Here is a 24,202-nt window from a genome sequence, read left to right as displayed (position 1 = left end):
GGCATTGCAGCCGGCCGGTTCGCCCCTCGACGGGGCGACCCACGCGCTCCCGGACCGGCGACTCGGTCAGTAGTGCCAGGGGAAGTCCTCGAAATCGGGCTCGCGCCCCTCGAGAAAGGCCTCGCGGCCTTCCGTCGCCTCCTCGGTCATGTAGCCCAGCCTGGTCGCCTCGCCGGCGAAGACCTGCTGGCCGACCATTCCGTCGTCGGTCATGTTGAACGCGTACTTCAGCATCCGCATCGCCGTCGGGCTCTTTCCGTTGATTCGCTCGGCCCACTCGAGGGCGACGGCCTCGAGCTCCTCGTGCGGGACGGTCTCGTTGACCATCCCCATCTCCGCCGCTTCTTCGGCGTCGTAGGTCGTCCCGAGGAAGAACACCTCGCGGGCCTTCTTCTGGCCGATCTGCTTGGCGAGGTAGGCCGAGCCGAAGCCGGCGTCGTAACTGGCCACGTCGGGATCGGTCTGGAGGAACTTCGCGTGCTGGCGCGAGGCGAGGGTCATGTCGCAGACGACGTGCAACGAGTGACCGCCGCCGACCGCCCAGCCCGGCACCACGCAGACGACGACCTTCGGGATGTGGCGGATCTGGCGCTGGACCTCGAGGATGTGCAGGCGACCGCTCTCGGCCGCCTCCGGTTCCTCGCCCTCGTACTCGTAGCCCGCCTCGCCGCGGATTCGCTGATCGCCGCCGGAACAGAACGCCCAGCCGCCGTCTTTCGGCGAGGGTCCGTTGCCCGTCAGCAGCACGCAGCCGACGTCGGTCTGGCGCTTCGCGTGGTCCAGGGCGGCCGAGAGTTCGTCGACGGTTCGCGGTCGGAACGCGTTTCGCACCTCGGGGCGGTCGAAGGCGATCCTGACCGTCCCCGAGTCGACCGCGCGGTGGTAGGTCAGGTCCTCGAAGTCGACCGATTCGATCGGCGTCCACCGGTCCTCGTCGAACAGTTCCGATACCATTGGCGGGTGTTGGGTCGCTCCCGCCAAATATACTGTCGATCCCACGCGTGGCCGCCCAGTCACGTGTCCGCGCTGACGTGACGGGTGCTCGTCACGTCTAACGAGTCACTTTTCGTGATGGCGCGGGAACCGGTCGGTGAGCGGATGGGAGAGACGTACTACGACGTGCTCGGGGTCGACCCGGACGCGAGCGCGGACCGGATCGAGGCGGCCTACCGCGAGCGCGTTCTCGAAACCCATCCGGACCGGAACGACGATCCCGACGCCGCCGAGGCGTTCAAGCGCGTCTGCGACGCCGAAGCCGTCCTCGGCGACCCGGCCGAGCGCGCCCGGTACGACCGGCTCGGCCACGAGGCCTACTGCCGGCTCGGGTCGGTCGTCGAGGACTCGAACGCGCCCGACGAGGGCGCAGACCCAGAGTCCGATTCCGAATCACAGCCGGCGACCGACGAGGACATTTCGGCGGGCGGATCCGCGACCGCATCGGACCGATCCGACGAACAGGAACCCAGCTCGACTGCGTCCAGCAGGACGGACGGAGCACGCGGAGCGGACGCCCGCCGGAACCGGGACGACGGACGACGCGGTCGAAGCCACCACGCCAGGCAGCGCGCACGACGACGGCGACGCTCGGCCCGGTACGTTCGGGAGGCGTTCGGCGACGGAGGGGGCCACGGATCGGGGGAGGGCGGAACGAAGCCGGATGCGACCGCGGCGAACGGGGACGGAGACGACACGACGACCCACCGGCGGACGCGGAGATCGAGATCCGACCGGCGGGCCGGCGAAACGCGATCCGGCGGCCGAGCGAGCGCCGGACACGCTGGTACGGGGGCGAGAGCCGCTCCTGCCGGTGGGGCCAGCGCCGCCTCGACCGCGCGAGCCAGCGATTACGCCGTCCACGGCTGGACGGACGAGGTCGAACTGACCCCATCCTACCGGGAGCTGAACGGCCAGGCGATCGTCACGATCGGCTTCCTGGCCCAGCTCTACCCGGTGTTCGTCGCCGCGTCGATCACCCCGGCGTTTCCGCTCGTGGTGAACGCGACCGTCGCGGGGTGTACGCTCCTCCTCGTCGGCTACCTGCTAACGGTTCCTCGGATCGCCATCGGGGTGTTCGGGGTCTGGAGCGTCGTCGTGCCGCTCGGCCTCTCGACGCACGGGCCGGTCGCCCCCACGTCGGGGCTCGGACTGCTCGCGCTCGGCGCCTGCTGGACGCCGCTCGGCTACGCCGTGGCCGTCTGGTGGGTGCTGCGGCCGTGACGGGTGGCCACCGGGGTCGCCGCCGTCAGTCGTCGGTTCGAAGCCGCTCACGCACGCGTTCGGCGAGTGCCTCCCGACGACGGTGACTGGATTCGCCGTCGATCGAAACCGAGAGGAGGTGCGACCCGTCCGATTCCACGGCGCGTCGGTAGCTCGCCGCGACGTCGGCCGGGTCGACCGACGCGTACGACAGCCCGTACATGTCCGCGAGCGGCTCGAAGTCGAGGCCGTGGGGCGTCTTGAAGTGATCGGTGAACGGCGGGTCGTGATCCTCGATCGGAAGCATGTGGAAGATCCCGCCGCCGTCGTTGTGGACGGCGACGATCGTGACGTCGACCTCGCAGCGCTCGACGGCGAGCAGCCCGTTCGAGTCGTGGTACAGGGCGAGGTCGCCGGTGAGCAGCGTCAGGTGCTCGTCGTCGACGCTGCCGGCGCCGAGCGCGGCGCTGACGATGCCGTCGATCCCGCTGGCACCGCGATTGCCGAGGACGTGCAGGCGCGTCCCGCGCGAGCCGCCGAATCGATCGGCGTCGCGGATCGGCATGCTGTTCGAGACGAACACCGTCGAGTCGGGCGGCGCCCCCTGGAGGACGGTTCGCGCAATGGCGCCTTCGAACGGGGTGGTGTCCAGTCGATCGGGCTCGGTCGCCGCCTCGACGACCGACGCCGCCGCAGTCTCTGCCCGACGGAATCGGTCGAGCCACGCCGTCTGGGTCCAGTCGGCGGTGGCGGCCGGTTCGTTCCCGGCCCCGGAACCGGCCGCCAGGTCGTCGGACAGCGAGTCGATCAGGTGCACCGGATCGGCGACGAGCAGGTCCGTGGCGGTGAACGTGGCCTCCCGCCAGCCGCCGGCCGCGTCGACGAGAAACTGGCGACACGACGCGTCGCGGAGCGCGTGCGCGAGCCGTTTGGAGGTCGGCGCCGCGCCGAATCGGATGACCACGTCTGGGTCGAAGGCGACGTCCGCGACGTAGCCGTCGTAGGCCGTACAGATCACGGGCGAGTCCGCCCACGGGCCGTACCGCAGGTCGGACAGCGGGTCCGCGAGGATCGGCGCCCCGATCGAGTCGGCGACGCCGACGAGTTGCTCCCGCCAGTCCGCGTCGGATGCGTGCATCGACGGATCGGCGGGCCCGACGACGACGAGTGGCCGATCGGCGGATTCGAGCGCGGCGAGCAGGTCCTCGCGAGCCGCGTCGGTCGCGCGGGTCTCGCCGTCCGCCGTCGACACGAACGGCCCGTCGCGACCGCGACCGGCCGGCCGGTCGTCGAAGTCGTCGGGAACGGCGTGGATCGACCGATCCGGGTCACCAGACCCCGCCGGATCGTCCGCATCGGCCCCCGGGTCCGACGCCACCTCGGTCGGTTCGAGCGGCTTCGAGAACGGACAGTTGAGATGGACGGGGCCGGAATGGGTACCGCCGGTTTCGACCAGCGCGCGAGCCGCCGTCGTTCGCAGGCTCCGAACCCGCCGATCCGCGACGTCGGGTTCGGGCAGGTCGACGCTCCAGCGAACGGCGTCGCCGTAGAACTCCCGCTGGTCGATGGTCTGGTTTGCGCCGCTGTCGCGCAACTCGGCCGGTCGATCCGCGGTGAGGACGAGCAGCGGAACCCGCCCCCGGTCGGCCTCGACGACGGCCGGGTGGATGTTCGCGAGCGCCGTTCCGGACGTACAGACGACCGCGGTCGGCTCGCCCGTTCGACGCGCCCGTCCCAGCGCGAAGTACGCCGTCGATCGCTCGTCCAGGTGCGAGTAGACGGTCACGTCGGGGTGTGCTGCGAACGCGACCGTCAGCGGCGTCGACCGACTGCCCGGGGCGACACAGACCGCGTCGAGGCCGCCGGCGACGAGTTCTTCGACCAGCACCCGGCCCCACAGCGTCGATCGGTTCGGCGCGCTCATCGCAACGCCTCGCGGATCGGACGGAACTTGAGTTCGACCTCGTTCCACTCGGCGGCCGGGTCGCTGCCGGCGACGATGCCGTTGCCGGCGAACAACGTCACCCGTTCGTCGCGGGCGAGCGCGGAGCGGATCGCGACCGCGAACTCGCCGTCGCCGTCCGCGTCGAACCAGCCGACCGGCGCCGCGTACCAGCCCCGGTCGAACGACTCGATCGAGCGGATCGTCTCGAGTGCGAGCGACTGCGGAACGCCGCCGACGGCGGGCGTCGGGTGTAACGCCTCGACGAGGTCGAGGACGTGGCGTTCTTCAGCCAGGGTGGCCGATATCGGCGTCCGTAAGTGCTGGATCGTCGCGAGTCGCTTCACCCGCCGATCGCCGGTCGTGACGGACGTCGCCCGTTCCGCGAGCTGGCGCCTGATCGCCGCGACCACGTGGTCGTGTTCGGCGTCGAGCTTCTCGCTGGTGCGCAGCTGCCGGGTGAATGCTTCGTCGGCCGACTCCGTCTCACCCCGCGGAACCGAGCCGGCGAGGGCCTCCGTCTCGACGGCGCGACCGGTGACGGCAACAAGTCGCTCCGGCGGTGCTCCGAAGAACGTCGCTCCGTCAGGGGCGTCGACGGCGAATCGATAGCACGACGGGTACCGCTTCGAGAGTGCGTCGAGCGTCGCCCCCAGACGAATCGGTCGATCCAGATCGAGGGTCACCGAGAGGGCGAGGACGAGTTTTTCGAGCCGCGTCGAGGCGATGTCCGAGAGCGCCGACTCGATCTGGCTTCGCCACTCGCTTCGGTCGGTCGATCGGGCCCGCCCGACGATCGTCGGGCTATCGGCGTCGACGGGGTGCGATTCGTTCGATTCCAGCCGCTCGCGCCAGGTGGCCAGTCGGGATTCGACGGCGTCGTCGCTCCCCGTGACGGTCAGGTAGGTCTCCTCGTCGGTGACGAGTTGGACGCGCGGAATCCGAAAGGTCCCGCGGGGCACGTCGCCCCAGACGGTCGACGTCGCTTCGTCCGGTGGGTCGGCGTGAAACGCGAGCCCACCGATCGCTCTGGGTCTGGCGATCTCGGGCCCGTCGTGGGCGAGGCCATCGAAGGCGGCCCTCGCCTGCGCCCGGAGGCTCTCGAACCGATCCGGACCGGACGCCTGCAGGGTCCGGACGGCGCCGAATCCGTAGACGGTGGGACCATCGGGCGCGCGCCAACAGACGCGGGGGCCGTGATCTTCGGTCAACCCGACCGTTCCCGGGTCGACGGACAGCGCCGTGCTGTAACTTCGTAACGGCGTCGGGGTTCCACCCGGGCTCGACGGTGCGGCTCGGCCACCGAGGCGTCGCTCCATCGCAGGAGTATCGGGACGGTACCGCCTTCAGCCTAACTATATCGCTCCTCGCGCCAGGGGTTGGCCGTCTCCGAGTAGCCCCGCTTCTCCCAGTAGCCTGGCCGGGACTCGGTCAGAAATTCGACGCCCGTGACCCACTTTGCCCCCTTGTAGGCGTACTTGTGAGGCGTGACCACCCGAACCGGCCCGCCGTGGTCGGCGGGGAGCGCCTCGCCGTCCAGTTCCCAGGTAAATAGCACGCCCTCGTGGAGGCAGTCTTCGAGCGGTATGTCCGTGGTGTAGTCGTCGGCCGCCGCGAACATGACGTGGACCGCCTCGTCGGTGACGCCCACCGCGTCCGCGAGCGCCCGAAACGGGACCCCAGTGAATGTACAGTCGAAGCGGCTCCAGCCGGTCACGCAGTGAAAGTCCTGCCGATGGGTCTCGGTCGGCAGCGAGCGAAACTCCTCCCAGGAGAACGTCCGGGGCGTCTCGACGGCACCGCTCACGGACAGCAACCACGACTCGCGGTCGACGGCCGGCGTCTCACCCTTGCTGAGGACGGGAAAGGCCGTCGTCTCCCGCTGTCCGGGCGGGAGCCGACCCCCGTCGTACTGACGGTGGAGATCGGTGAGATCCTTCATACCGAACCCGTCGGCAACCGAAGACGTAGGTGTGGCGGTTCCCGGCGGCCGGGGTTCGACCGCGGGGTCGGTAACGACCGTTTTCCCGGACGGTAGCCGGTTCGAACGCGCACAAACGGTCGGACGTCGGGCCGAAACTGGCTGTAACGGAGCTGAAACGTCGGTGAACGCGAGCGGCATCCGGAGCGAGGGTCGATAGCCATTCCATAACCAAGTCGCCCCTGCCCGACGCTCCCGTTGCATGGCGAACACACAGATGATTCGCGAACGAGATGCATCGGAAGAATCGCCCCAGGAGATGGGACGGGAAGCGATGGGGCCGGCGGTCATGGCTGCCGCCGCTTCGGTCGGACTCTCCTGGTACTACTTCTTCGGACGCGGGGACAAAGAACGCGGCCTCTTCGTCGGGCTCTGGCCGCCGACGATCCTCGCGTTCGCCAGCTATTTCAACCAGCGAAAAATGCGACGCACCCTTGAGAAGCTAAGCGCCCCCGGAACGACCATCAAGCGAACGATCGACTCGATGATGGGCAACAGCTGAAACGCGTTCTCGGTCCGCGCCTACCCGTTCGGCCGCTTCGTTTTCGAGTACACGTTCGGCCAGGGACCAACGGGAGCGATAGTGGTCCGGGCGTCGCCGGACGCCGTGTTCCGAGCCGGCGGTCACCGCGCGTTTCCGGCGCGGCGAAGATCCCGGATTGATCAGCCGTCACGGATCGCGAAAAGTGACTCGTGCGCGCCTCGAGAGCAACCCCGGTACGGCCGGCACGGGCGGACGCAAAAGGTCCGCACCGGCGTTCGATTCGGCCGAGCTGTGGGCCCGATACGCGTCCGTAGAATCCCCGTCAGGCTTAAATACCCCTCCACCGAAACCGGAGTCAGATGCCGAAAGTTGAGCTCACGATTCCGGAACATCTCGAGATGCAAATCGCGCAGATGGTCGAACGGGGCGAGTTCGTCAACCGAGAGGAGGCGGTCGAGGACCTCCTCTCGACGGGGATCAAAGCCTACAAGACGAGCGGCCCGCAGGACGAGGAGGAACCGGGCGGATTCGAAGACGACGGGATGATGGGCCACGACGACGAGTACGTCTTCTGAGCGTCGGTCTTCTGACTACAGCGTTCCGAGCAACGGCACGCCGAACGCGACGACGAGTCCCACCAGCAACACCAGCAGGCCGAGCCCCACGGCTGCGCTATCGTACGGGCTCATCGGCGCCGTCTCGCGCGACGTGTCTCGCACTCCATCGGTCGAGGCTCCCGAACCGTCTGCAGTCTCAGGGTCCGTTTCGTCCGTCATACGTGCGAGTAGCCGGGACGCCTCCTTAAATCCGTCTACACCCGTGAGATGCTGCACGGATGGCACTACCGAACCCGTACTCCGTAGGGGACCGTCCAATGCATATTTATCCAAGAGGTAAGTACTGAAACCAGATGCCCTCCGCAAGTCGAACCCGCCGCGGGCTGCTCGCCACGGCGAGTGGCTGCCTCGGCGCTGCGCTGGCCGGTTGTTTCGGTACCGATAGTGACGGCTCGTCGGACCCCGAACGTGGAAGGTCGTCGTCCCAGAGTTCGCACGTCGATCTGGGTGGCGACCACTCGTCGACCCACGAGTACGAGGTTCGGTTCGCGCGTTCGGAGATCGACGAACCGTTCGTCTTTCGTGACGAGGATGCGGCCCAGCAGTTCACGGAAGCGAAACAGGACGATCCGGAGTCACCGTGGATCGATTCGACGTGTTTCGTCCTCGACGGCGATGGCGCTGCTAACCTCCGAATCAAAACCGACGCGGATGAGCTTCGATCGTTCGTGGACGCGACCGAGTTCGACGTCGAATCGGTCGTGGTCCAGCACCGCTCTATCGGTGACTGTTACTATCGCGAGCTCACAGGTGTCGAAGCTCGCGACGACGAGTTTCGTGCCCACTACTGCCGATGGCTGAAGGACCCGACGACCCTGTGTGAGGCGGACAGAGACGTGATGGAAGCGGTTGCGATTCGGGTGGCTCGTCCGTACGCGGACCCACCGTCGAGTCGCGGGAGTTCCGAGAGCGCCGTCTGTCGCCCACGGGGTCGAGAGGGGAAACCGACCGGGAATCAGTCCGTCGTGGGGAGTGACGCTCGATGACCGGAGAGGGCGTGCCGACGGTGAACCGGCGTGGCCTACTCGTCGGCGGAGCGATAGCGACCGGCGTCTCACTCGCCGGGTGTCTCGAAACTATGCCGTGGTCGGACCAGTCGTCGGACGGAACCGTCGCCGCAGGGAACGTAGGCGCCGTGGTGCAAGGCGACCGTCCCCCCATCGAGTGGCCGGCCCCCGTTGACCCGACTCCCGCGTCGATCGATGCCGCACGTGAACGAACCGATGCGCTGCTCGCCCATATTCCCGGGCCGCTGACGACCGACGACGTCCCGAACGGCGTCGTTCGCCAGTCGATCGCCTCGAATCGGCGCGACGCGATCGACGGTCGGCCCCCTGGGGATGCGACGCGGTATCGGGAGCTGCGTACGTCGCCGGCCGCCCGGGAGGCTGCCCGCCACGCTCGAACCACGTTCGGCGCGATCGAACGGGGTACCGAAGCGCTCGTCTCCGACCTCCGTAGCGAACGGGCCGACGCGATCGAGGTCGTCCGAACGCGACGCGACGCGATCGACTACCGCGGCCCGGAGACGATCGCAGGGGCGTCCCGAGCGGCCCTCTTTGCACACCAGCACGAGGCTGCGCTCGTCCGAGCCGATCGAACCCTCGAGGAGTGGCGTGTCCACCCAGAGGACACAGTCATCGATATCGGAGCGGCCGCGGGCGAGGTGGAACGGGCGTCGGCGACGGCGTCGGTCTGGTCGCACCTATTCGATCGGTACGCGGCCGACCTGACCGATCCGGTCTCCCTCGAGTCGACGTTTTCGGAGGCGGTCGACCGGTCGCTGGATCGGATCGCGACGGTCGATTTTCCCGACCAGGAAGACGACGACTGGTACGAGGCCGTCGGCGTCGACGATGTCGACGATCAGGTCCTCGAGTTCGCTCTCCGGCGAGCGGGACGCGACGTCGTCGATGCAGTCGACGGCGTGGGATCTGCCTCGTCGGCGGGTCGGCTCGGAACGGCGCTCTATCGCGCGCTCACGTTCGAGGTTCGGTACCGGGCGTTCGAGACGTTCAGAGACCGAATCCAGGCGGGTTCGTTCGAGTGGCCCGCATCGATTTCAGCGATCCAGGCCGAACGGTCCGCCGCGCTCGAAACCGCCGAAGCCGTCCGTGATTCGATGTCCGGACCCACACTCGCGGCGCTCGCGCGTTCAGAAACGCTTCGATCGATCAAATGGACCGACGAGCGCGTCGAGCGGGCAGCCGACAACGATCCAGCGGTGCGCGTTTCTCTCGACGACGAGTACCGCGACTACGCACTCGCCGAGGCGAAACTGGCTGCGCTCCCCGACGCAACCGAGGCCGTTCGTGACCGATTGGGCGGACTGTAACCGGGATCGAACGGACTCGACCAGTGACTTCCGACACGCCCGCGAGGCCGTCGATCACGGGTGCGACCGGGAACCGAAACTCCGACGGATGCGACCGGGAACCGCAACTCCGGACCCCTTTACTACCTTCGCTACCAACGTCCGGTCGACACTGTATGGCCCTGACCAAGCGAATCATCCCCTGCATCGACGTCGATCTCGACGACGACGGCGACGCGGCCGTCTACACGGGGGTCAACTTCGAGAACCTGGAGTACACGGGCGACCCCGTCGAGATGGCCCGGGCGTACAACGACGCGGGCGCCGACGAGTTCGTCTTCCTGGACATCACGGCCTCCGCCGAGGGCCGCGAGACGATGCTCGACGTCGTCGAGGCCGTCGCCGACGAGGTGTTCATCCCGCTGACGGTCGGCGGCGGCATTCGGACCGTCGAGGACATCGCGGAGACGCTTCGCGCCGGCGCCGACAAGGTCTCGATCACGACCGGCGCGCTCGAACGGCCCGAACTGATCACCGAAGGAGCAGAAGCGTTCGGCAGCCAGTGTATCGTGATCAGCGTCGACGCCAGACGCCGGTACGACGACGGTGGCGAACACTACGTCGACGTCGACGGCGAGTCGTGCTGGTTCGAGTGTACGAAGCGCGGCGGCCGCGAGGGGACCGGGATCGACGTCGTCGAGTGGGCGGCGGACGCCGATCGACGCGGCGCGGGCGAACTCTTCGTCAACTCGATCGATCGCGACGGGACCAAAGACGGCTACGACCTCGCGCTGACCCGCGCCGTCTGTGAGGCCGTCGAGACGCCCGTCATCGCCTCCTCCGGCTGCGGCGGTCCCGAGGACATGTACGACGTCTTCACGGAGGCCGGCGCGGACGCCGCGCTCGCGGCCTCGATCTTTCACTACGGGGAGTACTCGATCGAGGAGACGAAAGCCCACCTCCGCGATCGGGGCATCGAAATTCGAACCTGAAGGGGTGTGAATAGACGGAGTTCCGACCGGGTTCGCGACCGACGTTCCACAACCGATCGGACCAGACGGTACCTCGCTACGGCCTACCGCGTCGAGGAATGGCCAGAACGAGCGTCGGACCGGACCAGACTGGTCAGGGACTTTTCTCGGCGATGTCAGGCGGCCTCGAACGCGTCGCGGAAGGCCGAGGCCTTCGATCGGAGGTCGCCCGCCGCGGCGTCGAGCGCGTCGATCGGTTCGACGGTCCCGTCGGTCTTGAGCGTAAGGATCGGGTCGGTCTGGCCGCCCGACTGCTCGGGATTGATGTCGTAGGTGGCCGCCTGGATCGCGTCCTGTTCGAGGAGCGTCCCCTTCAGCACGTTCATGAAGGTGTGATCCTCGCCGGCGATCTCGATGGCGAGTTCCTCGTCGGTGTGTTCGGTGACCCGCAGTTCCATACGTATCAGTGGGCGCGTCGGTCGTTTGTACCTTTCGAAGCCTCGCAAGCGCGCCGACGCGAGGGGCAACCGCTTTGGGCGTCCGACGTCAGGTCGGTCGTATGGAGCGTTGGGTGCAACTGGGGATGCTGGTCGCCGTCGTCGCCCTGGTGGCCGCCGGCGTCGCGACGATTCGCCGGGTCGACGGCGATCGAACGAACCTGATCGACCCGCTTCGCGACAGGTTCTATCTCGGCGTCCCCTGGGGGACGCTCGTGGTCGTCGCGTTCGTCTGCTGCGTCTACCTGTTCGTCCAGGGCGGTGGCGCCGACTGGGACGATCCGGTCGTCCTCCCGTTTCGCGCGTGGTCCTATCAGTACCCGCTCGGGATGCTCACCGCGGGATTCGCCCACGCCAGCGAGAGTCACCTCCTCGGGAATCTCACGGGCGCGCTCGTCGTGGCTCCGATCGCCGAGTTCGCCTGGGGGCACTATCCTCGGACGGAGGGGGCGAAACCAATCCCGCGGATGCCAACCGATCCGCGTCTGCGGGCGTTCGTCGTCTTTCCGCTGATCGTCGTCGCCGTCGGGCTCCTCACCAGTTTGTTCGCCATCGGGCCGGTGATCGGATTCTCCGGCGTCGTGTTCGCGTTCGCCGGGTTCGCTATCGTCCACTACCCGATCGCGACGATCGTCGCGACGCTGGGCGCCCACGGCGCGCTCGCGACGACGATCCGTGCGATCCGCTGGCCCCAGATCACCGTGGAAGCGACCGCCAGTCCCCCGGCGCCGCCCTCCTGGGCGACGATCGCCATTCAGGGCCACGCGCTGGGGTTCTTACTCGGCCTGCTGCTGGGTATCGGCCTGCTTCGACACCGGACGCGCCGGCCCGATCCGCTCCGGTTCGCGGTCGCCGTCACGCTCTACGCCTTCGCCCAGTCCATGTGGGCGATCTACTGGTTCGGATCCGGCCGGCGCTACCACCTCTTGCGCGGGCCCGGGGTCCTCGCCGTCCTCGCCCTCTCGATCGTGGTCGTCCTCGCCGTCTTCGCGTCCGAACGGCCCCTCGTCCCGTGGCCGGGTTCGCCGGACGATTCCTCGCCGGGCGATCCGGCACCGCAGTCGATCGACGACTCGTCGATGCCGACCGTCGACGGATCGATCCACCGTGGCGGCGGTAGGTCACCACGCGGCGACACCGAGACGGATCGGGACCGAGCCGAATCGAGGAGGCGCCCGACCGCGGCCTCGGTTGACACCGCACCGCGGGAACCCCCGTCGGACGCGTCGATCCAACGAACCGACGACGGGACCGGTGAACCCACAGGGGCGGAAACCGCAGCCGACGACGACCACGCCAGCGCAGCGCGCGGCCAATCTACGTCGAGCCTCCGCGCGACACTGCTCTCGGTCACGAACCTCGATCGACTCTCCCGGCGCGGCGCCGCCCTGCTCGCGGTACTGCTCGTCCTCGCCGCGATCTCCGGGCCCGCCGTGTTCGTCAACGCCTTCGCGTACGACGACGCGCCGAGCGAACCGACGATATCGATCGAGGATTATCACCTCACCTACGACGAATCGGTCGAGAACCAGCTCGTCTCCGTCGCGCCCGTCGAAGCCCTCGGACTCGACGGGAACGTCACCGCGAGCGGCGTCATCGTCTGGTCGGACGAGCGCCACGTCTGGACGGACGCCATCAGCGCCGAGCGCCTCGCGTTCACCGGGCGCGGGACGGTCGAGGTCGGCGGCCTCGGCTGGCGCGAGACCGCCGTCGCGGAGCGACGCGGCTGGTCCGTCATCGGCAACGAGACGGTCTACCAGGTCCACCTCTCGAGCGACGACGCCCCGCCGACGCTCGCGTTCGAATCCGAGGCGGTACGCTCCGACACGCGCATCGCCGGCTACGGGTTCGAGCTCGCCTCGACCGACGGAACGTTCGAACTCCGGGCGACCCGCGAAAACGAGACGGTCGCCGCCGCGGCGATTCCCGACGAGGACGAGACGGTCCCGCTCGATTCGCTCTCGGTGACCCGCGAAGCCGACCGACTCGTCGTCGCCCACGACGACTCCCGGGTGGTCCTCGCGACGGTCGAAACCTACCGTTGACGGGAACGATTCCGGGCCTACCGGGCGCGTCACGGCCACTCGATTCGGTACACCTCGACCGGCAGGACCGATCGATCTTCGGTGTGGAAGTCGAATCGGCGGTCGACCGGTAGCTCCGCGGCGAACGCGTGAGTGACGGACGCACCGGCGTCGGCTGCGAAGGCGTCGACGAACGATCGGCTCCCCTCGTTGTGCACCGTGTAGGAGACCGACGCGAGCTCCGACGTCGCGTTCAGGAACGGCCGATCGCCGTGGGCGCTATCGTGCTGGGCGCCGAACGGCGGATTGGACAGGACCGTCGCGTTCGTGAGCGAAAGCGGCGGTCGGGTCGCGTCGGAGCGGACCCAGTCGATCGCGGCCTTCTCGTACAGGCGATGCTCGTTCGACCGGGCGATCGCGAGCGCCGCCGCGTCGACGTCGAGCCCCACGATTCGGGACGGATCGGCCGTTCGCGCGCCGAGGGCGAGCATCCCCGTTCCCGTCCCGAGGTCGACGACCGGCCGATCCTGCAGGTCCCCCTGCATCGCCGCCGTGTGACAGATGGACGCGGCGAGATCCGGCGAAGTGAGGTACTGTTCGAGGTCGACCGATGGCTCGTCGAAGTCGTCGACCCGGCCCAGCCGTCGAGCCAGGTCTCGCCGGCTCCCCATACCACTTCTCGAACCGCCGGGCGGGAAGCCGTTTCGATACCAGGGGCGTGCCGCCCGCGGTTCGACGGCGATCTGGCCGCCAGATGGATACCGATCGAACGATGTTTTAGGATAACCAAAATTTGGTTTTCGAATTGGAAAGTGTTTTTACCCAGGTGCGGGTAGGAACGGTATGGTCTTGCTCGAGAATCTGGCTCTCGTCTTCGTCGCCGGACTCGTCACCGCCCTGGCGACGGGACTGGGGGCGCTCCCGTTCTTCTTCGTCGAGGACTTCAGCGACCGGTGGAACGTCGCGCTCTGGGGGCTCGCTTCGGGGATCATGGTGACCGTGTCGGTGTTCGGGCTCGTCGACGAAGGGCTGGCGTACGCCTCGAGCGGATTCCCCACGCTCATGGTCGCCGGATTGCTGACCGGGGCGGCCCTCGTCGAGGTCGGTGACTGGCTTCTGGACAGAGTCGACGTCGGCGACGACGATCACGACGACCAGGATCACGGCCGCGAGGAGCCGGCGCACGCGACCGCGATCGGCGACGATGTCAAGACCGACGGCGCCGGTCACGACCACGGCGATCGCGCACTGGAGGCCAAGGCCTTCGCCGAGGGCGACCTGAAGACGCTCGTGCTCATCCTCGGCATCCTCACGATCCACAGCTTTCCGGAGGGCGTCGCCGTCGGCGTCTCGTTCGCCGAACTCGGCCTCGACGGCGGGGTCTCGGTCCTCGGCTTCTCGATCCCGTTGCTGGCGGTGTTCGTGACCGTCGCCATCTCGATCCACAACGTTCCCGAGGGAACGGCGATCGCCATCCCGATGCGCGCGATGGGGCTCTCGAAGTGGCGCATGGTCGGCGCGGCCATTTTCTCCAGCCTACCCCAGCCCATCGGCGCCGTGATCGCCTACGCGTTCGTCTCGTGGGCCCAGGCGTTCCTCCCGTTCGGCTTCGGCTTCGCCGCGGGCGCGATGGTCTACCTCGTCGCCACGGAGTTCGTGCCCGAGGCGCTGAAGACCGGAAACGCGCTCCCGAACGGGGGCTACCGGGAACTCGCGACCGGCTTCGGGATCGGCGTCCTCGCGATGCTGCCGTTGACGGTGCTCTGAGAGATGGGGCTCGTCCGCTCCGTCGTCGGACGCTCGCGATGTTCGTGGCCGGCGCCGTTCGGTCTGACCTCGTCGCACGCTGGACCATCGTCCGCGCGGCGATCGACGACGCGGCCACACCCCGCCACTTGCATGCCGTCCATTTTTCGACGCTCGCCGAGTCGTCCGACCATGCATCGGATAGTGAACGTGCACACGAACACGATCCACCGGGCGAGCGAGAACCCGGTAGCCCAACGGACGACTTGCGGCGCATTACGCCACGTGCCGTCCCATCACGTCGAGCGACTCGGCGAGGACGGACCGCCCGCCGACGCCTCCAGGTGCGGGCGCTGTTTCGACGACGCCGGCGGCTACTGAGACGCACCGACGGGCAACGGGCGAAGACGACTCACGCGACGGTCGGTCGACTGCGGACGAACCGGGACACCTGTTGATCGTACGTGGTAGTAGTCCCGGGCGGATTCGAGAATATCGAAACCGAATTCTCCGTCCGTACTCCCCACCGACAGCGGGACCGAAGAAAGAGTTAACCGATGGCACTCACATTGTACACACATGAGTTCCGAAGGGAAGAAGCGAGTGCAGTTCCGCGCTCCCCGAGGCCTGGTCGATCGGGCGGACGCGCTCGCGTCGGTCTTCGAGACCGACCGGACGGACATTCTCACCAGTGCGCTGCGCGAGTACCTCCGCGACGCCGCTCACGACGACGACATCAAACAGGAGATCGCCGGGGCGTACTACGACGACGAGATCACGTTCGAGCAATTGAAGAACCTCGTCGGACACGAGGAAGCGGCGAATTTTCGCGTCCTCAAGGACCAACTGAGCGAGGAATTCCTCGAAGAGACTGCGGAGGAACTTGCGAACTCGTAAATGACGGTTCTCGTCGCAGACACGTCCGCGCTCGTCAGTCTCGGAATCGTCGCAAAACACGAGACATCGCCTCTTAGTAGGATTCTGGACTCCTCTCAGGTCTGCATTCCGGAGCGGGTGGTCTCGGAGTTGGAAACCACCGCAGCGTACGACGATCGATCGGCAGCGGCCGCACGGGACGTACTCGATCACCTGTCGCGGTTCAGCGTACAACCCGCGGAACTCGAGGAGGACTTTCCCCTCGACGACGGCGAGAACGCAGCAGTATCGCTCGCCAACGACCTCGACGCGACGCAATTTCTCTGCGACGAATTCAATCGGCTCGCGCTCGTTCACGTGTCCCTGGCCGACACTCGACTCGTGACGACGCCGACGCTATTGACGGCGTTAGTTCGCAACGAGCGCCTCGACCCGTCAGCGGCGGAAGATCTCTTGTCGACGATGCGCGACGCGCGGAGCTGGGAGTCGAACACGTACGTGGAGCAGGCACGGCTAACGTTGGGCCGGCAGAAACGGTGAGCGGTCCATCGACAAGGCCGCCAGACGATGGGTCGGGCGGATTCGAGAAAGTGAATCGAACACAACCAGATGGACCGTCACAGACGTCACGGCCAGGGCCGGGCAGTGCGTTCGCGAAAAAAGCGTCGGCGAAGAACCGCCACCAGCCGTTCAAATGCCGCGAATCGTTTCGAAACTCGGCCCGAAGGCCGCTGAAGTGTCCGATTTCACCACCGATTGTACGAGCATGAGAGTTCGAAGGGAGCATCCTGGCTCGCGTTTCTCCGGCTCGCCGCCGATCCCGCGAACTCGGAGCCGCCCAGGCGATCGACGCAACCGGGTCGATCCGCGCGGTCTCGGTCGCGACAATCCACGAAGACCGGTCTGGAACCGGAGCGAACGTTGTGGACGAAAGTCGATAGCCGTTGAAAGAGCGGGTTCGATCGTCCACGGTGGGCCCGGTGTGGGCTAGTGGACGGTCCAGGCCACTCCGTACCACGACGATCCGCTGCCCGACCACTCGCGTATCTTCACTGTGTACGTCTGGCCGGGGACCGCGTCGAACTCGGCGATCTCGTAGCTGTTATCCCACGAGCTGCTCCACGCGATCAGGGTATCGTGCTCGTCGTATATCTGGAGATCGTAATCCATCTCGAGCGTCGACGAGAGGAACACTCGATTGCCGAGGACCGACCTCGTCGTGACCTCGCTGTTCCAGGCGAGGGCGACCTTGACGTGGGTCTGGTGAGGTCGGTTCGGCACCCGAACGCGGTACTCGAACTTCGAGCGCCCTCGATCGTCGAAATCGCTCGAACTGAGACTTCCGACGTCGTATCCTCGGGAGGTCGGGGAGTCGTCTTCGGATCGCCGATTGAGCGCGATCCGTCTGGCCGTATCTATGTCGAGCGCCCCGGTACCGTCGACGCCATCGGACCCGAGATCCTCCTGCCAGGTGCGTCCGGAGATGTTCCGACTCGCTCCGGCGAGCAAGATTGCACGGATTCCCTCCGGCCAGTACAGGAGGGTATTGTCCATGTTCTGGAGCAACGCAGCCGAGCCCGCTACCGCCGGGGACGCAAAGCTCGTGCCGCTCATGGAGAGATCGACGGCGTCCACGCCGACGCCGTTCGCGCTGATCTCTGGGAGTTCCCGGTCGTCGTACGAGCCGGGGGAATTGGGATTACGGAAGACCGACGATCCCGACATCGCGGTGGCCCCGTCATTGTGATTCCCGACGCTGAGGCTATTGTATCCCTTGTGGTTGACGTACTCGCTCGAGGGCGGGGTGATACCGTCCGAATCACCGCTCCAGTAATTGCCAGCCGCCTGGGCGATGAAGGGGTAGGGATAATGCAGGACCAGATAATCCTTCAACACATCGTCGTACGATAGGACGCCGTTTTTGGGCTCGGAGTCCCGGTGGAAGCTCTGATTGATCGCGCGACACTCTTTGCCCACGACGGCCCACTCGAGCGCGTCGCGGGTGTACTTGTTAGCGGCGTACACCTTCGAGTCCGGGCCGTACCCGTCCGGCACGCCCTCCTCGTCGTTTTTGACGATAGAGGTCACGAGCCGGGCGTGTTCGCTCGTTTCCGAGCGCGTACTGTCGTAATGCTCATCGATGTTGAGGTCCGAGAGGTCGTCCGGTCCGGATTCCCAGATTCCAACCCGGATGTCCGTCGCCCGCCATCCGTGCGTGTCGACCACGTCGTCGGCATTCGAGACGCTCATCGAGTCGGAGAGGTCGTCGATTCCGTCCGATTCGTCGAGGAACAGAACCCCGACTTCGTCGAGTTCGGACAGTTCGCGGAGGACGTACGGCTCCGCCTCGAAATGGAGTACCGGTACCGTCTCCAGGGACTCTTCGCGATCCACCGTCACCTGGAACTGCTCGTCTAGTCGCTCGGCCATCTCCTCCTGGGCCTCCGTGACCTGTTCGCGGTACGCGAGGAGGGCGTCCGGTCGGTCGCGGAGGGCAGCCAGTTCGAACTCGCTCTTGTCGACCGCCTCCTCGTCGACATCGATCCAGAGGGCGACAGCGAGTGGCTCGGACGCCTGTTGCATCTCCTCGTACAGTACCGGGTGGATCTTCCCGTACTTTTCGGAGAACGCCTCGTACTCCTCGGAAAGTAGTTCCTGGGGATCGACTCGGTCTCCGTTCCCGTCGAAGCCGAGTTCGTACCCCTCCTCCGCTTCCGGGTCGAAAACCTTGACGACCTCCAGGTCTTCATCTATCATCTGAAAGGCGACCTGCGTACGCGAGAGGACGACGTGTTCGTCGGGAACGTCGAGTTCGGGCCCGTGCTGTTCGCTGACGGCGAACCCGACCTGAACGGGGTCGATTTCACCGGTCTGTTCGACGTTCTGAATCTCTTCGAGGTGGAGGGTGTATTCGCCTTCAGTCATTGGTCGGAGCGGCGTCCACCGGACGACCGTGTCGTCGTCCTCGAACTCGATGTCCCCCCGGACGTCCGGGGTGAGGGCAAAGCCGGTCTGGGCCGACTTGCGATCGACAGAAGTGGTGAACCGCACTTCGATCTCCGATTCTGGACCGATTTCTCTGTGCGTGTGCAGGTTGGTCGATTCGACGCTGATTTCTTCTTGCATGCGCTCTACACCAAATTCCTGTTCCGGAGAGAACATGATACTAGTTGCTGATATTCTCACAAATTGAAATTAGGTCCTGCTCTCACTCGGCAGACACGTGCACGTTCGGACCGTTCACGAACGGCGCCAAGGTACTCACCAGTTTTATCGCCGCGCAGTCGGCTGGTGGTCGAGCGAATCCAGCAGTGTAACCTCTTCAAATGATTATCTATCGTATAGATGACTTGCCGGTAATTGAATGCCCCAAGACGACCCGAGTGCAGAATATCTTTCCTCCCCTGGTGACGCATTCGGTTGTAGAGATAGCCGTGTTCGATCGGGTTCGACGGGTTGTACAGGGCGTCTTTACTCGATCGCCGCAGTAACGGATGTCACGAGCGCTCGTCTAGACGCTGTTGGTCCGGACGCTCATCGTCGGTATCACGCGATCACTGTCGCACTGTTCATCACTGGCAATCTGGTGACGCCCTCAGTATCGGGATCGGTACGAACATCAACAAGACAGGGACGTACTACGGATACGAACGGCTCTGGGACAGAATCCCGTGGGCGTGGTACTATCGAGGCCGAGACCACACGTATTAGCCTCCTCACTCGATCTCCTCCGCTGTATCACGCCGTCGTCTGGACCAGACCGCTCGGTCGGCCGACGATACCCATCGCACACGACGAGCGGCAGTTAGCGGTCCGAGTGCACCGTCTCCAGCGGCTTCGAACGAAGTCGCCGGTCGCGTCCGCTCCGCTCACGCGCTGGAACTTGGCTCCTTCAAACCGCCCGAGAGTCCCGTACTCGTGACTCGCCTGCCGGCTCGCTCCCTTCGGTCCCGTCCCGGGCTGGGGCTTGCAGGGTTCGCATCACCGACGGGGATACGTGGCGCTTACGGCAGAAGTAGTCCCGGGCGGTTTCGAACCGCGTGGACTCGCTTCGCTCGCCCTCTGGCTCGAACCGCCGAGGATATTTCGCGCTCACGAAGTTGTTCATGCGAAAATAGTCCCGGGCGGATTCGAACCGCCGTCAGCGGCTCCAAAGGCCGCTATGATTGGCCGCTACACCACGGGACTCCGCACGCATTAATTGAGTAACCGGCGACGGACTAATAGTGTTACTTTTCGACCGGGTCCATCGACCGGCGTCGCCCGATACCGTTTCTCGGAGAAATAAATCCGAATCCTCACTCGGTACAGAGATCCGAGAACCAAACTCGACAGCGATCCGAATCCATAATTCGGTCGAAGAAGCGGCCATGGATCGTAAATTGTCTTCCATAGTAGTTAGATATAAGTCACGATCGCTCGTATCTCAAACCGGAAGCTATCGTCTCCATCAGTCGTCGCCAGGGGACGTGCGCGAAAATGTCCCGGGTGCAGGAACACCCGAGACGGTGGCTTCCAACCCGCGAAGGCCGAAGCCATGATTCACTTCCCGCCCCCGAGACATAAACGTCTCGCACGAGACCTTTCCCGCTCGGTATCGGTAGCCTCGCGTCTCGGCGCCGTTCTCGACGCGACTGCCACCGTCGACCGCTGGATTGGGGGATCTGTGTCACCCGTGGTGTCGACCGTCGAAGGTGGCTATCCGGGACGCCACATCGCACTGATCCGGGATGGACGTGGCATCGGCTCGACCGGACTGTCTGCGCGAAGGCTCACCAGTCGCGAACGGCCACGACCGCGGGAACGGCCCGCGGTCGGTATCCGTAATGTGAACGGATCGAGCCGAGGGTAGCGACGTTCATCTAACTGAGCGGAGAACCGGGACCGACTAGCGTGAAGCTCGCCACTGCAAAGTGAGGGAAAGTCCACTCGATCGCCTAGTCCAGACTCGGCTCCAGGTACGAACAGCAGTCGGCCTCGGGGTCGAAACACTCCGGACACTCCGCGGGGCGGTCGATGATCGTGTCCAGGCGCTCGGCGACGGTGTCGTCGATGACTGCCTCGAGGGCGCGAGCTTCCTCGCGGAACTCCTCGACCTCCAGGACGTTCGCGAGGAACCGCTCGATGATGCAGTAGGTCGTCAGCGCGTCGTGGGCGCGTTCGATGCCGTCGTCGGTCAGCGTCGCGCCCTTGTACTTCTCGTGTTCGAGCAGGTCGCGGTCCTCGAGCTTGCCGACCATCTCGTTGACGCTGGCGGGGCTGACGTCGAGCATGTCCGCGAGCTGGCCGGTCGCGGCGGGGCCGTCGTCCATCAGCTGGGCCAGGTAGACCGCCTTGAGGTACTGATCGGCCGTGTTCATCGGTTCCCCTCCGGCTGTCGCGTTCCCGTTCGCGCGTTCGATCCTGTCATGCTCGTCGCTCCATGATGTCGGTGACGTCCTCGACGCCCTCGCGTTCCTCCGCGCGAATCTCGCGCAGGGTCTCGAGGAGCTGCGCGCGATCGATCGCGTACTCGGCGTCGGACGCTTCGATCGCCTCGATGAGGTCGTCGTAGAACTTGTAGGCGGTTTCTTCGTTACACAACTGGTCGTAGAGGACCCCGTCGGTGTCCTCCGGCGGGCCGTAGCGAGCGTCGACGAGCGCGTTGATCTCGTCGTAGGAGACCGTCTCCGCCTCCAGGTGGGCGACGAGAGCCTCGAGTCGGTCGCGGTGGGTGGCCGACTCCGCGGCCGCCTCGTCCAGGAGCTCGCGGACCTCGTCGTCGATCGCCGCCCGTTCGTCCGCCGGGAGGCTCTCGAGGTGGTGGGCGGCGCGCGATTCGACGACCTCCTCCAGCACGATCCCGATCTGGAGCAACCGGGCGAGCTGGTGGTCGGTCGTCACGCGCTGTCCCAGACTCATGCACATGGCTCAGTGTCCGGTCTACTTAACTTCCCCCGTCCGCAGCCGTGACGATCGCGGCTGACACAGTGATCGACCGGCAACGTCTCGTGGCCCCGGACACGACACCTTCGCGTCGACGTCGAAACTACAACCAGACCGATCGAAGCGTCGGACGATCTCAGTCCGTCAGTCGCCAGATGCGACTTCCGTCGCCGCCGTCGACGCGGTCGACCTGTTTGAGTCCCGTCTTGAGACAGCGCCACCAGCCGCCCGGCGAGCCGTAGCCGGCCGGATACTCCTCGTACAGCGCGTCGACGAAGTCGCCCTTCTTGGCCGAACCCGCGTCGCGGAGGTGCGCCAGCGCGACGCCGATCAGCTCCTGTCGCCGTTCGACGAGATCGGCCGAGCGACCGGGGACGTCCAGCGCATCCAGATCTGCCACGTCCTCGCCGGGACGGATGTCGCCGTTGGTGTCGGCGAGCGACGTCGCAGAGCGATACTCGAGCCCCGTCTCGACGTCGCGATCCAGCCGTTCGCGCGTCTTCGCGACGGCACGCCGAGAGAGTTCGTCGACGCGATCCGTTTCGACCGATCCGAGTTCGCCGGCGTCGTCCGACAGCCGCTCGTCACGGATTCGCTCGATCCGTTCCGGCCGCAGGTTCATCGAGGAGATTCCGGCCTCGTCGCTCACGGACGAACGCGACTCGTCCACCGCCGTGGTGGCGGAGGCTGGGTCCGGTCTCGACGGTTCGACCGAAGCAGCGTCGCTCGAGGCTGGATCGGCGACGGTCGTCCACCCGCCGTCGGCCGTCGTTCGACGTCGTGTCGACTCGCTATCGGCGGCTGAGGACCCGGCGGGGGAGTCGGTCGACGGACCGTCCGCGGTTGCACCCGCGTCGACGGCCGTCGAATCGGCGTCGGAGGGCGACCGTTCGGGATCCGCCGACTCGGTATCGTCTGGACCGGCCTGTGTTTCGATTGCCGAGAGACGCGCTTCCAGATCGGCGATACGATCGCTGTAGGCCGACAGGACCGTCCCCGTATCGGCGTCCCCGTCGACCGTCGCGCGCTGGGCGAGGAGCCAGCGAACGTACGCCGCGGTGCTCTCGAACCCGATGAGCGAGCGCTCCACCTCGAGTGTCTCCAGCGTCTCCTCGTCGAGTTCGAGCGAGAGTGTCGGCATCGATTCTCACTAACGCCATCCTCATACAAAAAGACCCGTCAGACAACCGAGTTATGTATCGAATCTGGGGGATAGCGAGTCGTCACCGAGCCGCCGAAAAACGAATGATGCCGGCGGGCTACGAGCCGTCACGAAAGCGGTGCTGGCGTCCCGCGGGGTACGATCCCCGGGACGCCCGCTCGGGAGACGCGGCGCGGTATCATCGTCACCGAAGCGAACGCGATCGGTCGGCTGCCGGTGAAAATCGTCAGAACAAGCGAGCTCGCTTACTCGTCGAGTCGCGCCCGGATCAGCGACTGCAGGTCGTCGCGGAACTCGTCGATCGCGATCTCCTCCAGAACGGGAACGAAGAAGCCTTCGACGAGCATGTCGGTGGCCTCGTCCTCCGGGATGCCGCGCGAGGTCATGTACAGCAGTTCTTCGGCGTCGACCTGCCCGACGGTCGCGGAGTGACTGGCTTCCGTGTCGTGGTTGTTGATGATGAGCTTCGGACTCGCGTCGGCTTCGGAGTCGTCCGAGAGCATCAGCGTGTTCTCGCGCTGGTAGGAGCTGGTGTCCCAGGCCTCGGTGCCGACGTCCTGGACGCCCTCGTAGACCGAGCGGGCCTCGTCGTCGAGCACGCCGCGGGTAACGAGGTCCGCGGTCGTGTGCTCGTCGTTGTGCCAGACGCGGGCGTTGATGTCGAAGTGCTGGGCCTCGTGGCCGAAGAACGCGCCGACGATCTGGCTCTCGGAGCCGCTGCCGTCGAGGGTGGTCTCGACGGCGGACTTCGTCAGGCGGGAGCCGAGGTTGCCCTCGATCCAGTTGATCGTGGCGTACGTATCGGCCGAGCCGCGCTTGAGCGTGTAGTTGTAGGTGTCCTCGTCGAGGTTCTGGAGCCAGCCGTACTGGACGTGGCTGTTTTCGGTGGCGACGACCTCGACGATGGCGCTGTAGTAGCGGTCGTCCGCATCCACGGCATCGCCGGTCGATTGCCGCTCCAGGATCGTCGCGGACGAGGAGTCCTCGGCGACGACGAGCGTGTGGTTGAACAGCGACCGGGAGTTCATCTCGGTCCGGATTTTGACGTCTTCCGCGTCGACCCCTTCCGGGACGTAGACGAACGTCCCCGAAGTGAACAGCGCGGTCGACAGCGCGGTGAGGTAGTTCTCCTGCGGATCGACGATGCTGCCGAAGTGCTCGCGGACGATGTCCGCGTACTCGTCGTCGGTGGCCGCCTCGGCCAGCGTCGTCACGACGACGTCGCCGTCGCCGACGAGGTCTTTCGCCTCGGCCGCGTTCAGCGGATCGACGAGCGACTCGAAGTCGAGCGCGTCGAGGTTCGTCCAGTCGCGCCCGGGGGTCCGGATGACCGGCGGCATGTCCAGTTCCGAGAGGCTCGCGAGCGCGTCCAGACGCGTCTCGGTGAGCCACGCGGGCTCGTCGTTCGTCTCGCTGATCTCCCGAACCGTCTCCTCCGAGACCGTGGCGTGTACCTGCGTGCTCATG

Annotated in this window: 23 protein-coding genes and 1 tRNA gene; 11 read left to right on the top strand and 13 right to left on the bottom strand. The window is 66.2% G+C overall.

From position 1 onward, the window contains the following. Positions 1-66 precede the first annotated feature (66 nt). The gene (locus MXA07_RS09580) at positions 67-954 is read right to left on the bottom strand and encodes a 1,4-dihydroxy-2-naphthoyl-CoA synthase (RefSeq protein ID WP_247728383.1); all 888 of its coding nucleotides are present in this window, start codon (positions 952-954) and stop codon (positions 67-69) included. A 144-nt stretch (positions 955-1,098) separates the two neighbouring features. Here MXA07_RS09580 and MXA07_RS09575 point away from each other — a divergent pair, with 144 nt between their 5' ends. Continuing rightward, complete coding sequence (locus MXA07_RS09575) at positions 1,099-2,217, top strand: J domain-containing protein (protein ID WP_247728382.1); 1,119 nt, start codon at positions 1,099-1,101, stop codon at positions 2,215-2,217. A gap of 25 nt (positions 2,218-2,242) precedes the next feature. On the opposite strand, the gene menD is transcribed toward MXA07_RS09575, so the two are convergent. From menD to MXA07_RS09560, 3 genes are read right to left on the bottom strand one after another with little or no spacing between them, the layout of a single operon-like run. Beyond that, positions 2,243-4,120, bottom strand: coding sequence for a 2-succinyl-5-enolpyruvyl-6-hydroxy-3-cyclohexene-1-carboxylic-acid synthase (gene menD / locus MXA07_RS09570; RefSeq protein WP_247728381.1), 1,878 nt, complete (start codon positions 4,118-4,120; stop codon positions 2,243-2,245). Beyond that, on the bottom strand, positions 4,117-5,457 hold the full coding sequence (locus MXA07_RS09565; protein ID WP_247728380.1) for an isochorismate synthase: 1,341 nt from the start codon (positions 5,455-5,457) through the stop codon (positions 4,117-4,119). The genes menD and MXA07_RS09565 overlap by 4 nt, the downstream gene beginning before the upstream one ends. A gap of 32 nt (positions 5,458-5,489) precedes the next feature. Next, a complete protein-coding gene (locus MXA07_RS09560; RefSeq protein ID WP_247728379.1) occupies positions 5,490-6,080 on the bottom strand; it encodes a sulfite oxidase-like oxidoreductase in 591 nt (196 codons plus the stop codon). 241 nt (positions 6,081-6,321) lie between these two features. Between MXA07_RS09560 and MXA07_RS09555 the strand changes: the two genes are divergently transcribed. Both MXA07_RS09555 and MXA07_RS09550 read left to right on the top strand, forming a co-directional pair. After that, entirely contained in the window at positions 6,322-6,621 is a 300-nt protein-coding gene (locus MXA07_RS09555; RefSeq protein WP_247728378.1) for a hypothetical protein, read from the top strand. A 341-nt stretch (positions 6,622-6,962) separates the two neighbouring features. Further along, positions 6,963-7,178, top strand: coding sequence for a DUF7120 family protein (locus MXA07_RS09550; RefSeq protein WP_247728377.1), 216 nt, complete (start codon positions 6,963-6,965; stop codon positions 7,176-7,178). A 15-nt stretch (positions 7,179-7,193) separates the two neighbouring features. Here MXA07_RS09550 and MXA07_RS09545 read toward each other — a convergent pair whose 3' ends face one another. Beyond that, positions 7,194-7,379: a DUF7550 family protein gene (locus MXA07_RS09545; RefSeq protein WP_247728376.1), complete on the bottom strand. Its 186-nt coding sequence runs from the start codon at positions 7,377-7,379 to the stop codon at positions 7,194-7,196. A 134-nt stretch (positions 7,380-7,513) separates the two neighbouring features. Between MXA07_RS09545 and MXA07_RS09540 the strand changes: the two genes are divergently transcribed. The 3 genes from MXA07_RS09540 (at position 7,514) to hisF (ending at position 10,526) form a co-directional block, all read left to right on the top strand. Beyond that, complete coding sequence (locus MXA07_RS09540) at positions 7,514-8,206, top strand: hypothetical protein (RefSeq protein ID WP_247728375.1); 693 nt, start codon at positions 7,514-7,516, stop codon at positions 8,204-8,206. A 92-nt stretch (positions 8,207-8,298) separates the two neighbouring features. Then, entirely contained in the window at positions 8,299-9,555 is a 1,257-nt protein-coding gene (locus MXA07_RS09535) for a hypothetical protein (RefSeq protein ID WP_247728374.1), read from the top strand. Positions 9,556-9,710: 155 nt separating this feature from the next. Further along, complete coding sequence (gene hisF / locus MXA07_RS09530; protein ID WP_247728373.1) at positions 9,711-10,526, top strand: imidazole glycerol phosphate synthase subunit HisF; 816 nt, start codon at positions 9,711-9,713, stop codon at positions 10,524-10,526. Between the two features lie 155 nt (positions 10,527-10,681). Here the strand turns inward: hisF and MXA07_RS09525 are convergent, their stop codons facing one another. After that, entirely contained in the window at positions 10,682-10,963 is a 282-nt protein-coding gene (locus MXA07_RS09525; protein ID WP_247728372.1) for a DNA-directed RNA polymerase subunit L, read from the bottom strand. Between the two features lie 101 nt (positions 10,964-11,064). Here MXA07_RS09525 and MXA07_RS09520 point away from each other — a divergent pair, with 101 nt between their 5' ends. Continuing rightward, entirely contained in the window at positions 11,065-13,047 is a 1,983-nt protein-coding gene (locus MXA07_RS09520; RefSeq protein WP_247728371.1) for a rhomboid family intramembrane serine protease, read from the top strand. Between the two features lie 29 nt (positions 13,048-13,076). Here the strand turns inward: MXA07_RS09520 and MXA07_RS09515 are convergent, their stop codons facing one another. Next, complete coding sequence (locus MXA07_RS09515; protein ID WP_247728370.1) at positions 13,077-13,697, bottom strand: METTL5 family protein; 621 nt, start codon at positions 13,695-13,697, stop codon at positions 13,077-13,079. Positions 13,698-13,869: 172 nt separating this feature from the next. Here MXA07_RS09515 and MXA07_RS09510 point away from each other — a divergent pair, with 172 nt between their 5' ends. From MXA07_RS09510 to MXA07_RS09495, 4 genes are all read left to right on the top strand, one after another. Next, on the top strand, positions 13,870-14,793 hold the full coding sequence (locus MXA07_RS09510; protein ID WP_247728369.1) for a ZIP family metal transporter: 924 nt from the start codon (positions 13,870-13,872) through the stop codon (positions 14,791-14,793). Between the two features lie 171 nt (positions 14,794-14,964). Then, positions 14,965-15,153 carry a hypothetical protein gene (locus tag MXA07_RS09505; protein WP_247728368.1) on the top strand — a complete coding sequence of 63 codons (189 nt, stop codon included), beginning with the start codon at positions 14,965-14,967 and terminating at the stop codon, positions 15,151-15,153. 198 nt (positions 15,154-15,351) lie between these two features. Then, positions 15,352-15,669, top strand: a complete 318-nt coding sequence (locus tag MXA07_RS09500; protein WP_247728367.1) for a hypothetical protein — start codon at positions 15,352-15,354, stop codon at positions 15,667-15,669. After that, positions 15,670-16,188 (top strand): PIN domain-containing protein, encoded by a 519-nt coding sequence (locus tag MXA07_RS09495; RefSeq protein ID WP_247728366.1) that lies wholly within the window; start codon positions 15,670-15,672, stop codon positions 16,186-16,188. A 447-nt stretch (positions 16,189-16,635) separates the two neighbouring features. Here the strand turns inward: MXA07_RS09495 and MXA07_RS09490 are convergent, their stop codons facing one another. The 6 genes from MXA07_RS09490 to sufD all read right to left on the bottom strand — a co-directional run bounded on the left by MXA07_RS09490 (position 16,636) and on the right by sufD (position 24,201). Beyond that, on the bottom strand, positions 16,636-18,834 hold the full coding sequence (locus tag MXA07_RS09490; protein ID WP_247728365.1) for a S8/S53 family peptidase: 2,199 nt from the start codon (positions 18,832-18,834) through the stop codon (positions 16,636-16,638). A 929-nt stretch (positions 18,835-19,763) separates the two neighbouring features. Continuing rightward, a tRNA-Gln gene (locus tag MXA07_RS09485) sits at positions 19,764-19,836 on the bottom strand. 749 nt (positions 19,837-20,585) lie between these two features. Then, positions 20,586-21,008: a metal-dependent transcriptional regulator gene (locus MXA07_RS09480; RefSeq protein ID WP_247728364.1), complete on the bottom strand. Its 423-nt coding sequence runs from the start codon at positions 21,006-21,008 to the stop codon at positions 20,586-20,588. A gap of 46 nt (positions 21,009-21,054) precedes the next feature. Next, the gene (locus tag MXA07_RS09475; RefSeq protein ID WP_247728363.1) at positions 21,055-21,549 is read right to left on the bottom strand and encodes a ferritin-like domain-containing protein; all 495 of its coding nucleotides are present in this window, start codon (positions 21,547-21,549) and stop codon (positions 21,055-21,057) included. Between the two features lie 160 nt (positions 21,550-21,709). Continuing rightward, positions 21,710-22,714: a hypothetical protein gene (locus MXA07_RS09470; RefSeq protein WP_247728362.1), complete on the bottom strand. Its 1,005-nt coding sequence runs from the start codon at positions 22,712-22,714 to the stop codon at positions 21,710-21,712. A gap of 266 nt (positions 22,715-22,980) precedes the next feature. Then, positions 22,981-24,201, bottom strand: a complete 1,221-nt coding sequence (gene sufD, locus MXA07_RS09465; protein ID WP_247728361.1) for a Fe-S cluster assembly protein SufD — start codon at positions 24,199-24,201, stop codon at positions 22,981-22,983. Between the last annotated feature and the right edge of the window lies 1 nt (position 24,202).

The sequence above is a fragment of the Halovivax limisalsi genome, from assembly GCF_023093535.1.
GTDB classification, from domain to species: domain Archaea; phylum Halobacteriota; class Halobacteria; order Halobacteriales; family Natrialbaceae; genus Halovivax; species Halovivax limisalsi.
The sequence above is the reverse complement of the archived record's forward strand: the minus strand, read 5'-3'. Positions and strand labels throughout refer to the sequence as shown.